The 13,937-nt window shown below is 63.6% G+C and carries 16 protein-coding genes; 4 read left to right on the top strand and 12 right to left on the bottom strand.

What is annotated here, in order from left to right; genetic code table 11:
- Nucleotides 1-6: 6 nt before the first annotated feature.
- The 12 genes from SZ55_RS15110 to SZ55_RS15060 form a co-directional block, all read right to left on the bottom strand.
- Nucleotides 7-864, bottom strand: a complete 858-nt coding sequence (locus SZ55_RS15110; protein WP_044407601.1) for a shikimate dehydrogenase — start codon at nt 862-864, stop codon at nt 7-9.
- Between the two features lie 5 nt (nt 865-869).
- Nucleotides 870-1,313, bottom strand: a complete 444-nt coding sequence (aroQ, locus tag SZ55_RS15105) for a type II 3-dehydroquinate dehydratase (RefSeq protein WP_044407598.1) — start codon at nt 1,311-1,313, stop codon at nt 870-872.
- Between the two features lie 74 nt (nt 1,314-1,387).
- On the bottom strand, nt 1,388-1,567 hold the full coding sequence (locus SZ55_RS28050; RefSeq protein ID WP_152644490.1) for a hypothetical protein: 180 nt from the start codon (nt 1,565-1,567) through the stop codon (nt 1,388-1,390).
- Entirely contained in the window at nt 1,567-2,484 is a 918-nt protein-coding gene (locus tag SZ55_RS15100) for a hypothetical protein (RefSeq protein WP_044407775.1), read from the bottom strand. The genes SZ55_RS28050 and SZ55_RS15100 overlap by 1 nt, the downstream gene beginning before the upstream one ends.
- Before the next feature lie 332 nt (nt 2,485-2,816).
- Nucleotides 2,817-3,740 carry a WD40/YVTN/BNR-like repeat-containing protein gene (locus SZ55_RS15095; RefSeq protein ID WP_044407595.1) on the bottom strand — a complete coding sequence of 308 codons (924 nt, stop codon included), beginning with the start codon at nt 3,738-3,740 and terminating at the stop codon, nt 2,817-2,819.
- Nucleotides 3,741-3,807: 67 nt separating this feature from the next.
- Complete coding sequence (locus SZ55_RS15090) at nt 3,808-5,046, bottom strand: TIGR02270 family protein (protein WP_044407592.1); 1,239 nt, start codon at nt 5,044-5,046, stop codon at nt 3,808-3,810.
- 21 nt (nt 5,047-5,067) lie between these two features.
- Nucleotides 5,068-5,982 carry a hypothetical protein gene (locus SZ55_RS15085; RefSeq protein WP_044407589.1) on the bottom strand — a complete coding sequence of 305 codons (915 nt, stop codon included), beginning with the start codon at nt 5,980-5,982 and terminating at the stop codon, nt 5,068-5,070.
- 18 nt (nt 5,983-6,000) lie between these two features.
- Complete coding sequence (locus SZ55_RS28305; protein ID WP_044407586.1) at nt 6,001-7,275, bottom strand: PAAR-like domain-containing protein; 1,275 nt, start codon at nt 7,273-7,275, stop codon at nt 6,001-6,003.
- Complete coding sequence (locus SZ55_RS27445) at nt 7,275-8,315, bottom strand: 3-oxoacyl-ACP synthase (protein WP_082078241.1); 1,041 nt, start codon at nt 8,313-8,315, stop codon at nt 7,275-7,277. The genes SZ55_RS28305 and SZ55_RS27445 overlap by 1 nt, the downstream gene beginning before the upstream one ends.
- The gene (locus SZ55_RS15070) at nt 8,312-9,421 is read right to left on the bottom strand and encodes a DUF2169 family type VI secretion system accessory protein (RefSeq protein WP_044407580.1); all 1,110 of its coding nucleotides are present in this window, start codon (nt 9,419-9,421) and stop codon (nt 8,312-8,314) included. The genes SZ55_RS27445 and SZ55_RS15070 overlap by 4 nt, the downstream gene beginning before the upstream one ends.
- A gap of 13 nt (nt 9,422-9,434) precedes the next feature.
- Nucleotides 9,435-9,881, bottom strand: a complete 447-nt coding sequence (locus SZ55_RS15065; protein WP_044407577.1) for a DUF6484 domain-containing protein — start codon at nt 9,879-9,881, stop codon at nt 9,435-9,437.
- Between the two features lie 23 nt (nt 9,882-9,904).
- A complete protein-coding gene (locus SZ55_RS15060; protein ID WP_044407574.1) occupies nt 9,905-12,127 on the bottom strand; it encodes a type VI secretion system Vgr family protein in 2,223 nt (740 codons plus the stop codon).
- 330 nt (nt 12,128-12,457) lie between these two features.
- Between SZ55_RS15060 and SZ55_RS15055 the strand changes: the two genes are divergently transcribed.
- Genes SZ55_RS15055 through SZ55_RS15040 form a run of 4 tightly spaced genes read left to right on the top strand, consistent with a single transcriptional unit; the run spans nt 12,458 to nt 13,933 of the window.
- Nucleotides 12,458-12,886 carry a GTP pyrophosphokinase gene (locus tag SZ55_RS15055; protein WP_044407571.1) on the top strand — a complete coding sequence of 143 codons (429 nt, stop codon included), beginning with the start codon at nt 12,458-12,460 and terminating at the stop codon, nt 12,884-12,886.
- On the top strand, nt 12,883-13,146 hold the full coding sequence (locus tag SZ55_RS15050; RefSeq protein ID WP_044407568.1) for a hypothetical protein: 264 nt from the start codon (nt 12,883-12,885) through the stop codon (nt 13,144-13,146). Before SZ55_RS15055 ends, SZ55_RS15050 begins: the two co-directional genes overlap by 4 nt.
- Complete coding sequence (locus SZ55_RS15045) at nt 13,143-13,427, top strand: immunity protein Tsi6 family protein (RefSeq protein WP_044407565.1); 285 nt, start codon at nt 13,143-13,145, stop codon at nt 13,425-13,427. The genes SZ55_RS15050 and SZ55_RS15045 overlap by 4 nt, the downstream gene beginning before the upstream one ends.
- Nucleotides 13,418-13,933 (top strand): hypothetical protein, encoded by a 516-nt coding sequence (locus tag SZ55_RS15040; protein WP_052807604.1) that lies wholly within the window; start codon nt 13,418-13,420, stop codon nt 13,931-13,933. Before SZ55_RS15045 ends, SZ55_RS15040 begins: the two co-directional genes overlap by 10 nt.
- Nucleotides 13,934-13,937 lie beyond the last annotated feature (4 nt).

Below are 13,937 nucleotides of genomic sequence, written 5' to 3'. Positions count from 1 at the left end.
TTCGCTTCAGCCGTTCAGGCTGGCGAAGTGCGCCATCATGCGGTCGGCGTCGGCCGTGCGGCCGCTGAACAGCTCGAAGGCCTTCACCGCCTGGAACACCGCCATGGTGCTGCCATCCAGCGTCTGGCAGCCGATGGCGCGGGCGTCGCGCAGCAGCTCGGTCTCCAGCGGGAAGTAGACGATCTCCGCCACCCACAGGTCGGCGCGCAGCAGTTCGGCCGGCACCGGTGTACCCGGCAGCTTGGCCATGCCGATGGGAGTGGTGTTGACCAGGCCGTCGGCCTCCGCCATGGCGCTGGGCAGGTGGCTGCCCAAGGCGGCGCGGCCGGGGCCGAAATGCTGGTTGAGGCTGTCCACCAGGGCCTGGCCACGGGCAGCGTCCACCTCGAACAGGGTCAGGCGCTCGACGCCTTCGGCCAGCAGGGCATGGGCCACGGCGGAGCCGGCACCGCCTGCACCCATCTGCACCACCTGGCGGCGCTGCACACCGGGCAAACCACGGCGGAAGCCTTCGGCAAAGCCGAGGCAGTCGGTGTTGTGGCCGACGCGCTTGCCGTCCTTCAGCACCACGGTGTTCACCGCGCCGATGCCGGCGGCTTCGGGGGACAGCTCATCCAGCAGCGGGAGGATGGCCTGCTTGCAGGGGAAGGTGATGTTCAGCCCGGTGAAGCCCATCTGCTCGGCGCTGCGCAGCAGGTCGGGGAGGGCGCCGCTGTCCAGCTTGAGGGCATCGAGGTCGATCAGTCGGTAGAGGTAGCGCAGGCCCTGGGCGTCGCCCTCGTGCTCGTGCAGGGCAGGGGTGCGGGAAGCCTGGATGCCGGCGCCGATCAGGCCGGCGAGTACGGAATTGGACGGGTTGGACATGGCATTCACTTGTTGTTGAGCAGTTGGCCGAAATGCTGGAGTGCCAGGCTGTAGCCCTGGCTGCCGAGACCGCAGATGACACCCACGGCAATGGCGGAAACGAAGGAGTGGTGACGAAAGGCTTCGCGCTTGTGCACGTTGGACAGGTGCACCTCGATGACCGGCAGCTCGACCGCCGCCAGGGCGTCGCGGATGGCCACCGAGGTGTGGGTCCAGGCTGCCGGGTTGATCAAGATGCCGGCGCAGCGGCCACGGGCTTCGTGGATCCACTCGATCAGCTGGCCTTCGTGGTTGGTCTGCCGGAAGTCCACCGTCAGGCCCAGCCCGGCAGCGGTGCGGGCACACTGGTCGGCGATGTCGGCCAGGGTCTCGTGGCCGTAGGTGGCGGGCTCTCGGGTTCCCAGCAGGTTGAGGTTGGGGCCGTTGAGCACCAGGACGATCGGGGGCATCTCATTCTCCAGGTCATTCACGGCGGGGTGGTCTCCACCGTGTGCGAGGAAAATGTACTAACTGGTTAATTCGGTCAATCTGCACCGCACCGGTGCAGGGATGCACCGGGATTTAGTGTTCGATTATCGGCTGTCAGCAGCCGAGCTGACGGCACGTGCTCTAGGCGGTATTGCGACGGGAACACGGCGTAGTCGCGCAGGCCGGCGAGAAATCCGGCCCCTTCGGCGTGTTGGTCGAGGACGATGGGGATCATCAGTCGATCCGGGTCCAGGTCTGGCCGTCGAAGGCCAGGATGTCCTTGGCCGAAATACTCCAGAGCACGCCGTCGGCGGCGCTCAGGTGGAAACAACTGGCCGATTGCTCATCGCCGAAGTCGACCAGGGTCAACTGGTCGTTCACCAGCTTGTAGACGCCCAGATTACTGGAGGCATACAGCTCGCCGTCGAACCAGGCGAGGCTCCAGAGATCTTCTTCGACAGCATCCTGTTCGAGCACTTCCCAGTTGGCATTGCGGCCGCGCAGCAATGTCCCGCCTTGGCCGGCAATGTAGACGTTGTCATCTTCAGCGCAGCAGATTGCCGTGAGGATCAGGTTGGTAGGGCTGTCACGCTGCACCCATTTCTTGCCCCCGAACTCCCAGATCTCACCATTCCAGCCTGCGGCATAGATTTCCTTGCTGGAGAAGCCAGCAATCGCTTCGAAACCCACGACTTCCTCGCTTTCGGCGGGAGGGCGGGCTCCGGCGTCCATGGCGCGCCAGTCATTCTCGTCGTGGCGCTTGTAGACCTTCCGATTCATGCCGCACGCGTAGGCGATGCCATCCACCGTGCAAACGCCACGGACATCGCCCCGTCCTTCGATGCCGTCCTCGCCATCGGGTAGCTGTTCTTCGTGGGTGTCCCCCGACCCCAGCATCAGTACCTGGCCGCGAGACCCCAGGAACAGCGCCTGCTCCAGCGGCTCTTGCACCACGATGGCGCTCACCACGTCCCAGGGCAGCGCGTCATCGTCGTCTCCAACCCGCCAGGTACCCGCATCCCATTCGGTCACGTAGCTATGGGTAATCCGGTTGTTGCGCATCTCATCAGATACCGAGGCGACATAGGCGAGGTCGTTGTAGCGCACCACGCCTGTCACATAGGAGAAGAGATGGGTCCATTGCTTTGCCAAGCTGGTCTCCATGCACTGAATCAACAGCTGCTGTCTCGGCTGCCTTTATCGCGGTGCGATCGTTCATGCCGCACTGGTTCTAGTGGTAGTGATCCAACTGCGCCTCGATGCGCTACTTGGAGCACTTGGACTTCGGGAACACCTTGGCCATCGCCTGGATGGACTGGGTTTTGGCCGTCTTGTAGGCGGTGAACGTGTTGCCTTTGCTGTCCGTGAGTTGGCCATTGCGCGCCCGGACGCGATGGCACTCTTTCGGCGTGTTGGTCGAGGACGATGGGGAGGGTGTTCATCGTCCTTCGGTCCGTACACCCTAGGCGTAAGCCACAGCGCTATCAGCCAATTTTCAGGATCCGCTTCCAGGTGGAGCCGTTGAATTCCATGACGTCCTTCGGGCCGATGGACCACATGATTCCGTCCGCTGCGCTCAGGTGGTAGCAGCTGCTCGGAACGTCATCGCCGAAATTGACAGCCTTCAGCTTGCCGTCCACCAGGCGGTAGACGAAGTGGGTGGACGACACGTAGACCTCGCCGTTGAAGATTTCCATGCCCCAGAGGTCTTCGGTGGTGCTGCCGTGCTCGATCACTTCCCACTGGTCGCCTCGGCCGCGCAGCAGGGTGCCGAGCTGGCCGCAGGCGTAGACGAAGCCGTCCGGCGCGCAGCGCACTTTGTACAGCGCCAGGTTGGTGGGGCTGGTCAGCTGGGTGAAGGTAGCGCCGTCGTATGTCCAGATCTCGCCTTCCCAGCCGACGGTATAGATTTCCTGTTCGTCGAAGCCGTCGATGGATTCGAAACTGGTGTCGGTGATGTCCACGTCGCCGACCTGGGCGGACTGGTCAATGCACTTCCACTGGCTTTCATCGGTGCGGACATAGGCCTGTCGGCAGGTACCGACCGCGTAGGCGCGGCCTTTTGCGACGGCGCGGATCTCCCGCAGTGGGCCGCGCTTCTTCGGGTCTACGCCGCAGCTGCCGATGGGCGATTCTTCTTTTACCGAACCACCTCCGCTGGTACGGACCGAGCCATCGGTACCCAGCACCAGGTAACGCTCGGCGGGTGTGTGGCAGACAGTTCCGGAACATGCCAGCCAGTCGACGACGCCTGCGCCCCAGGTTCCACGATCCAGAGTGCACAGCAGGGAGCCGGTATGCCCTTCAGTCATAGCCTGGTCATGTGTTGTCACTAGGTAGGCAAGGTCGGAATAGCGGACGGTACCCGAGGTGATGCTGTAGCCCTGGAGTGCTGCTTTGGTATCCATTTGGGTTTCCGGTACTGGCGAGCGGTAATCCGGCTGCGGGCCGCCGGCCATGGTCAGGTTGGTCTTGTCAGCAGCCCAGCAACTGACGCTGCCGCAGGGCAGGGGCGCTGGTGGGGAAGACGGGGCGGGTCGGTACGAAGCGTGCCAGGGCGTTGGCGGCTGCCACGCGCTGGCGCTGGTAGCCGCTCTGCAGCACCGCCAGGCAGCGTGCTTCGCTGAGAGGTTCGCCCAGCAGGTAGGCCGTGCCGTTTGCGAAGCGTGGGCGGTTGGCCTGCCACCAGGCCTCGACGCGCGCCGGATCGGGCCAGGGGAGGTCGGTGTCCGGGTCCATGTCCACGTTCGGGTCTTCAGGATCATCGGTGGGGCCGGCGTCATAGTCGGGGACCTGGCGCCGCTCCAGGTCCAGATCGGCGAGGTCCGCCCCGGTGATCAGGGTGAAGGCTTCGCCGGCCGCCCGGGCAAGGGGCAGTTCGTGCATGCGCTGGATCAGCCAGGGCACCGCCACTGGGTCACCGAAGGGCCCGGTGGCCTGGATCACCAGGCGGTGGTGACGGGCATCGCCCATCAATGCGCGCAACCACTGGATGCTGGCCTCCCGGGGCTGCCAGCACAGCAGCACGCCCAACGCCCGCAGGCGGAACGGGCCGGGGTGCTCTGCCAGCAGGCGCAGCGGGCCGAGGGCTTCCTCGTCGCCCATCTGCACCGTGGCCCAGTTGGCCCAGAAACGCACCGCCATGTCGTCGTGCAGGCGGTGGGCACGGATGGCGGGCATCAGGTCCCGCCGCCGCAGTTCACCGGCCGTACGCGCCGCGCGCGCCAGCACGCCCGGGTCGCTGTGGGCGAGGCCGGCCAGCAAGGCCGGGCCGGGATCGCGCCGATGCATGCCGCAGGCCGCCAGGCCCATGCGCCGGAACAGCGGCTCGGGCGAGGCCAGGAGGCGCTCGATCCAGGGTTCGACGGTCGCCCACTCCAGCCATCCCAGTGCCGAAGTGAAGCCACGCTCGCCGTCCGGCGCCTTGCGCAGGTGCTCGGCGAGGCTCGACAGCGCCGGGCCGTTGCCGGCCATGAAGGCCAGTGCCGTGGCGGCGAACACTTCGCCGGTGGCGTGGGGCGACAGCGCCTTGAGCAGCAGGTCGAGCCCCTTGAGCCCGGCGATCAGCAACCCGTCCAGGTGTGCTTCGATGCGACTGTCGAGGGTGCGCAGGTGCTTGAGGTCGTAATGTGGCGCACGCACAGCGTAGTCGCGCAGGCCGGCGAGGAAGTCGGCTTCTTCGGCGTGTTGGTCGAGGACGTTAGCAACTTGCAAGGATCAGGACCTCCATATCCATCAGGCATTGTCCGGATGGATAATCTCCTGCCATTTCTGCCCGTCGAATACGACAATGTCGTCTTCGCCAAACGACCATAAAAGGCCGTCTTTTACATGCAGTTTATGGGTGGAGACGGAGCGGCCAATGCCGATATCTATGGGCACAATCTTGTCATTCTCGACCTTCGCCAGTTGGTTGTTACCGGCCAAGTAGATGGTATCGCCATAGACTTCGATGTCATACCAGTTGCCATTCAATCCATTATCGTCAACTACCTCCCAAAGGTTGAAGGCACCACGCAAGACCACCCCCTTGTGCCCGCAAACAACAACCTGGCCATTCTCCAGGCAACGCACACCCGTCAGGTGTGCTGTAGTCGGGCTGTCGTCCTTGTGCCAGCGGCGTCCATCGTGGAAGTAGATTTCTCCGCCCCAGCCCACGGCGTAGACCTGATCTTCCGAGATTCCGGCAATGTCCATGAATCCTTTTGCTGTCTCGCGGGTAAGGATGTCCGTGGCGATGGATATCCAGTCGTCACCCACCCGCTTGTAGACCTGTCGCCCGTATCCGCATACGTAGAGTTGCCCCGCGATGTTCCGGATCACCTCTACATACCCGTAAGGTTCGGCCACATTGAGGCCTGCTCCAGGTATCTGCTCATCCACTTTTCCGCTGGCTGTCAGTTCAGTGGTTTCGCCATTTTTTCCTAGCAGCCACCATGCTCTGTAGCCTCTCGACGCATCAGTAAGGCTGGTTAGCGACTTGCCTTGGTACTCCAGATCTGATGCACCCCAGTTGCCGTCGATGTAGGTGAAGAAGCGAGTGAACTCGGCTCGTTTGTCGAGCCCGTGTGGAAAGCCAAGCACCCCGATCACCCCATTTCGCGGGGAAAATCCATTGAGGAAGCTGACGGGGACCTTAGAAGATGACATTGGAGCTCCTTAAAAGAATCAGAACATGCCTGCGGGGGCACTTACAGCTCCCTGAGGAACGAAACCTGGTGGTGTACGATTGCCCGATGAGTCAGCGCGTAGCATGAGTTTGTCCGATTTGCCCTTGCCTACATCGAGTCCCATTTTCTTATGGGCTGCTTCACTCTGGGCCTTCATGCATTCTTTGTCGCACTTCTGCTTCACCTTGGAAACCGCGTCGCAGCCTGCGTCGTTGGCTTGCTCGAAGCTCCATGACCCGGCTGTCTTCTTGATGACCTCTTCGCCCTTCTTCATTTTCGGTTTGCCGGTGGGCGTGAACTGCTTTTCGCTTTTCATGAACTTGTCTTCGGCGACATCGACGATAGCGTGCACCTGGCCGTGTTCTTTGAGTTTGCCGTCAGCGCTGTCGCTTTTGGTTGCACCTTCAAGACATATGCAGGGCGCCTTTGTGTCGTCGTAGCTGTCTGTACCGGGGTAACGATCCCCAGAGCCGCTCTTGCGCTCGCCAGAGGGCAGGAAGCAGTGGGCGGGAACCACATGGTGCGGAGTCTTTCCAGCGCAGCACCCGTGGTCGAATGGCACTAGGCTGCAGTCGAACTGATCCTTACAGTCCTTGTCCTCACACATGTCGTTGAGCGCGCCAGTCTTGTTGTAGAACTCACCTTTGCCAGCATCGGCTTTCAGAAGGGCATTCCAGTCCACCTGACTGTTGTCGCTGACGGCGGCCGCTTGCGTGGCACCCGGTTTTCGGTGGTCTTTACGCTTCTGCTGATGGGTATTGTTCTTGGCGTGCTTTTCCATGCAGTCCTGAGTCTTCTTCGACTCTGCCTTGCATTGCTCGGATGCACTGGCCAACGCCATCTCGTCCATGTACATCCAAGGTGGGGTATTGGGGCCTTGGGATGCATGGTTGTGGGTCATGAGATCCATGTGACGAACCACATTCTCGCCTTCGAATTTCACATCCATGGACCAAGCGGTGAAGTAGACCTTGCCCTTGATCTTGCTGGTAATAATGCCTTTCTTGGGCGCGCAGCCAGCCTCATCCCCTGTGCTCGTCTTGAAGTAGCTTTTATCTTTGAGCATGACCTCCTTGCCGGTGATCTTGACGGTCCTGCTGCCGTTACTTGTGTCACTGGCCATCCCCGTATTCGGATAGGGGATAGGCACGCCCGTGGGGGTGGGAGGGGCCTGCGGTGGTGTAAAGCAAACGTCCGGGAAGGCCGCGATCGATTTTCCGTTTGCGGACTTGCAGGACACCTCCATTCCGTTGGCGAAAACCTGGTTGGCCATCAGTTCACCCTTACAGTCTGATAGCTGAGCAACATCGCTGCGCGTTCACCCGCATCGTTGCCCAGGTGGCAGAAAATATTTGCTCCTTCACCGTACCCCTTCCTGCAGGCCGCCAACGCGACCACGAGCATTGCAGGGCCGATTGCCGCACCACATTCGCCGATACAGTCTGCAGGGTGGTAGAGGTGAAAATGCTCTTTGCGAACACGCAATACACGGCTGAGAGCCAGGGCTGCTTCTTTGAAGTAATACTGTTCACCTGAAAGGTCAGTCAGCCGGTAGTCCATGGCTTCCAAGCCACAGTTCGCCTCGACAAGGGCGTTGCGAATTGCCTGAGTGAGTCCTTCTGCCCGATGAGCAACGTCCTCAGCGGTGACCGTGGCTTCCTCGACACCGAATCCCAATCCAATGCAACCCAACTGGGGGGCTGGGCTTTGAGTCGGTGCCGAGAGCAGGACGGCAGCAGCGCCTTCGCCTGGGATGAAACCATTCGAGTTGCGGCTTGTGAGCAGTCGTTCCTGGCTGTCGAGAAAGGCAAGGGTTTCGCCGTTGAGAAAGGAGTCGACACCGGCGATCAGCACATGCTGGTGACCAGCTTGGTAAATCAGCTTCCTTGCGTTGAGTAAGGCTATTGCTCCGCTGACTCTTCCTCTGGGGATTACGGCAGATGATGTGTGGAAACGAACGTTCAGTTCTCGTTCGATATCCTTGATGAGGGACTCGTCTAGATTGGCGAGTCGGCCTGGCCGTTCCTTTTCCGCGACGCCTAGTAGCAGAGGTACCAAGGACGCATCTTTAACGGGGCTGTTGGACAATGCTTCGAGGATGGCGGCTGCCGCCATCTTCACCAGTTTGGTGCGCCCTCGCCAGGGCTGTTCGTGTTGAACCTCCGCCACCATTTGCCATTCGCCGCCACTATCAAGAAAGCGGCTTTCCTGAAAGTTGTCTATCGCACAGCGTATGGCCGCACAACTGGATGGCGCGTTATGGCCTACGGCACTAATCATGCCGGAGCTGATGATGCAGACCGCCTGGCTCATTCGCTTTCCTTGGTTAGCCGAGAATCTACCAGCCGATCCAGGGATGGATAGTAAGTCTTGCCCAGCTCACGGGCACGCCACCAGGCGGAGGACTTAGTGCCCAACAGCACACTGTTGATCTCGAACATATTTTTTTTCAGTACGCGGCTCGCGCGCCAGGTGATCTCCACCTTGCCGGCGTCGGTGTCCACCACCAGCGTGTCGATCACCGCCTGCACCGTCTCGTGGCCGCCCTTCTTCAAAAAGAACGTCACCGGCACCTGCATCTTCGGCACCTTGAAGCCGGCGCGTTCCTGTTGGGTGAGGTTGAGCAGCAGCACGTCCTCGCCACCCTGCAGGTACTCGGTCTGCTGGTCCGGCGGGGCGGCCTGGTAGTAGCGGGTGTCGAAGTCCGGCGGCAGGAAGGGGAAGTGGTCCGCCAGCCAGGCGTCGTCATAGGTGCCGGCGTGGCCGATGCGCGGCGGCCAGTGGCGGCCGATGGGGCCGAGGGCCATGGGGGTGAAGTCGCCGTAGGGGCTGTCGATGGGGTGGCCGAGGGCTTCGGTGTTGGGCATGGGCATGCCGACGATGTCGGCGGTGCTGGCGCTCCTCGGGTACCAGCCGCGGCCGGCCGGGTTGGCCAGGTAACTGTCGGCGAAGTCGGGGCGGTCGGCCATGGCGTGGCTGCCGCCGAACGCGTGGGCGTAGCCGATGTCCTGCTCGATGAAGGGCTGCGGGGCTCCCGGGGCCGCACCGAGGGCGCCGGGCACCCACTGGCGGGGGCCGAGCACGCTGAAGGCCTTGCTGACCCGGCCGACGCGGATGCCGGCGGTGATCTGCGTGGTGGGGCGCCCGTTGGGTGCATGGGCCTTGCCCATCACCAGCACGTCGCAGAAGGGTTTGACCGGGGCGAAGTCCATCTCCTGGCGGGGTGCCGAGAGGCCGGGTTCGCCGACGTATTCGTCGGCCATCAGCAGCGGGCGCTGGACCTCCGCCAGGCTCGCCTCGCGGCCGTCCAGGGGCAGGTCGAAGGTGCCCTTGGCGACCACCACCAGGGATTCCCGGCCATCCGGGGCCAGGCCCTGGGTATAGGCAGCCATCAGGCGTGTGGCGTTGAGCAATTCCATGGGCGCGGCTCTGTCAGTTGATCTGCACCGAACCGCCCTTGATGCGGTTGACGCCCGAGGAGCGGCTGGAGAGGTAGGCGCCCTTGATCAGCACCTTGCCTTCGCGGGTCAGGGTGATGCTGGCCTTGCCGCAGCGCAGGACGATCTCGCGCTCGGCGGAGAACTCCAGGCGTTCGCCGTCGATGTGGGCCACCGCCGGCGCCTGGCGGACTTCCGGCAGACGCTGGATGCGGCCGATGACCAGCGGGCGGGACGGGTCGCCGCCGACGAACATCAGCGCCACCTGGGTGCCGATGTCTTCGCGGGCGAGCACGGTGGTGGTGGTCGCGGCGATGCCGGTTTCCGATGGGCAGCCGGGGAAGGCCACCACGGGGCTGGACGCTTCGGGGACATCGAGGAGGACGCCGATCACCACGCCGTCGAGGCGGGTGGCGGCCGGGGTGTGGGTGTGGACTGTCATGTGCTACTCCCTGGCCGCAGGGCCTAGTTCTGCAGGATCTTCTGGCCTTTCACCACGACGTTCTTGCTGGCCTTGACGTTGATCGCACCGGAGCCGTCGATGGTGATGTTCTTGCCGCTGATGACGATGGTGCCGTCCTTCTTCATGATGAGGCTGGCGGAGCCGGTGACCAGGGTGATGGAGTCGCCGGCGTTCAGCGAGAAGTGCTTGCCCACGTCCAGGCTGTCGCTCTGGCCCACGCTGGTGCTGCGGTTCTGGCCGACGCTGCGGGACTCGTTCTTGCCGATGCTGGTGGTCTGGTTGGCACCGATGTCCACGCTCTCGTTGCTGCCCACGCTTTCGGTGCGGTTGCTGCCGATGGTGATGTTCTCGTTGCTGCCGACCTGCTCGGTGCGGTTGGCACCGATGGTGATGCGCTCGTCGGCGCCGACGCTCTCGGTGCGGTTGCTGCCGATGGTGATGTTCTCGTTGCTGCCGACCTGCTCGGTGCGGTTGGCGCCGATGGTGATGCTTTCGTTGCTGCCGACCTTCTCGGTGCGGTTGACGCCGATGGTGATGGTCTCGTTGTTGCCGACCTGCTCGGTGCGGTCGACACCGATGGTGATGGTCTCGTTGTTGTCCACTGTCTCAGTGCGGTCGTGCTTCACGTGCACCGTTTCGTCGTGGTCGATGGTCTTGGTGCGGTCGTGGCCGACCCAATGGGTCTCGTCGTTCTCGACCTCGATGTCCTGGTTCTTCTCCGCGTGGATGAAGAGCTGCTCCTCGCCCTTCTTGTCCTCCATGCGGATCTCGTTGAAGTTGGCCGGCGTGCCGCCCTTGCTGGAACGACTCTTGACCCCGCTCTGGGTGGCGTTGGCGGGCAAGTCGTAGGGCACGGTCTGCTCGGCGTTGTACACGCGGCCGGTGATGATCGGGCGGTCCGGGTCGCCTTCGAGGAAGCTGACGATCACCTCCTGGCCGATGCGCGGGATCTGGATGTGACCCCAGTTCTTGCCGGCCCAGGCCTGGGACACGCGGATCCAGCAGGAGCTGTTCTCGTTGGACTGGTCGTGCCGGTCCCAATAGAAGTGCACCTTCACCCGGCCGTACTGGTCGGTCCAGATCTCCTCGCCCTTGGGCCCGACCACCATGGCCGTCTGCGGCCCCTGGACGATGGGCTTGATGGTGGTCGGCATCGGCCGGAAGGCCTGCCCGGCGTCGATGCATTCCAGGTCGCTTTCGTACTGCAGGCCGCCACCGGAGCCGGTCTCGTAGGCCTCCTGGCTGACCGCGTAGCGGGCACCGATGATCAGGTACTCGCGGTTCTGGTCGTCCCGGGGGTAGCCGGTCATCTTGAACAGGTGGCCGGCTCCCAGACCGCGCGCGTTGGTGCGCAGCTGCACGCGCTCGTACTGGGTCTGGATGGCCTCGATGCGGTTGCGTGCGTACTGCTCGCCATCGCTGGTCTGCACGTATTCGCCGGGGTAGTCGTAGAGCGGATGGTCGGCGTTGCTGTGGCTGCGGCTGACGCTGGAGCGCACCTCCAGGCGTGCGCTGGGACGCTTGAAGTCGTAGTCGTTGAGGGCCAGGGAGCCGGGCTGCACTTCCTGCGCCAGGTGCCAGTCGTAGACGTGGTCACGCTCGCGCATCTGGTCTTCGAGGGGGTAGAAGGGCACCGACGCGTAGCCGGGGGCCGGGCTGTGGGCTCCATAGGCATCCGAGAGCACCAGTACATGGCGCGATTGCTCGTGGCGGAAGTAGTAGTAAATGCCTTCCTGCTCCATGAGCCGGCTGACGAACTCGAAGCTGGTCTCGCGGTACTGAACGCAGTATTCCCACTCGTGGTAGCTGCGGGTGAGGGCGTCTTCGAAGTCGGAGAAACCGAGGTCGCGGAACACCTGCTTGATGATGTCCGGCACCGTCTTGTTCTGGAAGATGCGGCAGTCGGAGGTGCGTGACAGCAGCCACAGCCAGGGCCGCAGGGTGACGCGGTAGCCGGCGAACTGGCCGGTACCGGAAGACTGGCTGCAGCGTGCGGCGATGCCGTGGAAGTAGCGCTTGCCACCGTCGGGCAGCTCCACCGAGAGCCCCATGGGCTTGCCCAGCAACGCGTCGAGCTTGATGGCGGGGTTTTCTGAAACCAGACTCAGTTCGTAGTCGAACAGGCGACCCAGCTGTTCGTGGCCGTCCAGCCGTTCCAGCACCAGGACGTTGGCGCCCAGGGGGCTGCTGACTTTCGCCATGCGGGTCGATTGAGTGATTTGCATCGCCTTCCTTGCCTCGTATGCCACCGCCGGGGCGTGGTTCCGCGTCAGCGGCCCGTCGCCAGGAAATCGACTTGCCCGGCGAGCCGGGAGGGCGGGAAAACCCTGGGTCGAAGTTGTAGCAGACGAGGCCGTTGCCGAGCGCTTTTTCCGATATCCGCGAATCCTTGCGTAACCCCGACCGCACGGCGGCGGGCAGGGCCGGCGAACTTTTTAGAACAGTCCCCGGAGGCTGTCCATCGGTTGCCGTCAAGGCTGCGTGGCGTGTCTCAGTTCCGGCACGGCAGGTTTCAGGCTGCTAACCTCCGCGCCCTTCACAGAGGAGCCCAAGGAATGAATACCCCACTGGAAACCGCCATTGCCCTGGCTTGCCGTGTCCATGCCGGTCAACGGGACAAGGCCGGTCGGGCCTATGTGCTGCACCCCCTGCGGTTGATGCTGCGCTTCGAGGATCCCGAGGCGCAGATGGCAGCCGTACTGCACGACGTGGTCGAGGATGGCGACGTCAAACTCGAGGACCTGCGCATCCTCGGCATCCCCGAGTCCGTGGTGCAGGCCGTCGACTGCCTCAGTCGACGTGAAGGCGAGACCTACGAAGCCTTCATCGAACGCATCCGGCCCAACGCCCTGGCCCGGCGGGTCAAGCGCGAGGACATCCGCGACAACCTCGATGTCACCCGCCTGCCCGAACTGGGTGAAGCCGACCTGGCCCGCGTCGCCCGCTACCACCGCGCCCTGGTCGCACTGGAGCGCCCCGAGTGAGTTGGCGTGACGTAGTGTTCAGCCCCCGGCACCGGTTCGCCCTGGGGGTCGAAGAAGGTGGTGACCGTTACTACCTGTCCATCCCGGTGAGCAATGGCCTGGTCGATTACGAAGAGCGCTACGCCATCACCCGCGAATCCTTCGAGCGCTACCGCCGCGACCTGGAAAGCGCGCTGCCCATGGTCCGCGCCTGCCGCGCCCGTACCCTGGATCATCTGCTGCTGGAGCCCGCGGGCACGCCTCGCGGCGAGCCGACGTGAGCGTGCTGGAGCCCCTGGATCACGCCCTGGTCCTGGTGCGCGAGCGCAAGCAGCGACTGCCGGGTTTCGCCCCCTACGCCCAGGCTGAAGCGGAGCTGGTGTACCTGCGCCGCGCAGTGCAGGACCCGACGCTGGATCGCACCCCGCTGCACCAGGGCAGCCTGGGCGCACTGGCGGTCAAGGAGTTCGAGGAGACCGATCCCGAGCTGGCCCGTGCGCTGAAGGACGCCCATTGGATCGCTGCCCAGCTGGCGCGTGGCGTGAAGGTACAATGGCCGTGAGCCAGCCGGACCTGCTGAGCCAGGCGCTGGCCCGCGACGCCCTGGGTGCCTTCCTGCTGGGCGAGCCGCCGTATTTCCACGAGGCACGTGCCGAGCATGAGGAGCCTCAGAACTTCGGTGCCGCGTTCGAGGCGCTGCTGCTGCCGTACTGGCGCGAGACCGCTGACCCGGAACTGGGGGCGCGCCTGACGCATGCCTGCCTGGCGCTGCTCGCTGGGCATCCCGATCACAACCGCGCGATCTATTGCATACACGCCTGGATCTGGGAGTACCGCTATGCCCAGGTGGGGAAGGGCATTCCGCTGTTCGACTGGAGGCTGGAGCCCGTCGTCGTGATGCTCAAGGCGTGCATCGAGCGGGCACGCACGTCTCTGGTGGCTGATACCCGCTGGGCCGGCGCCTCCTGGAACGGCGCTGACGGGATTTGGGGAGCGCTGCTGCGTGCCTCGCTGCACCTGCGAGACCGTCTGGGCGGGCCGGACCTGGTGCCTAGCGAATCGGAATGAACGC

It is taken from the genome of Pseudomonas sp. FeS53a (genome assembly GCF_000931385.1).
Classification (GTDB): domain Bacteria; phylum Pseudomonadota; class Gammaproteobacteria; order Pseudomonadales; family Pseudomonadaceae; genus Metapseudomonas; species Metapseudomonas otitidis.
The sequence above is the reverse complement of the archived record's forward strand: the minus strand, read 5'-3'. Positions and strand labels throughout refer to the sequence as shown.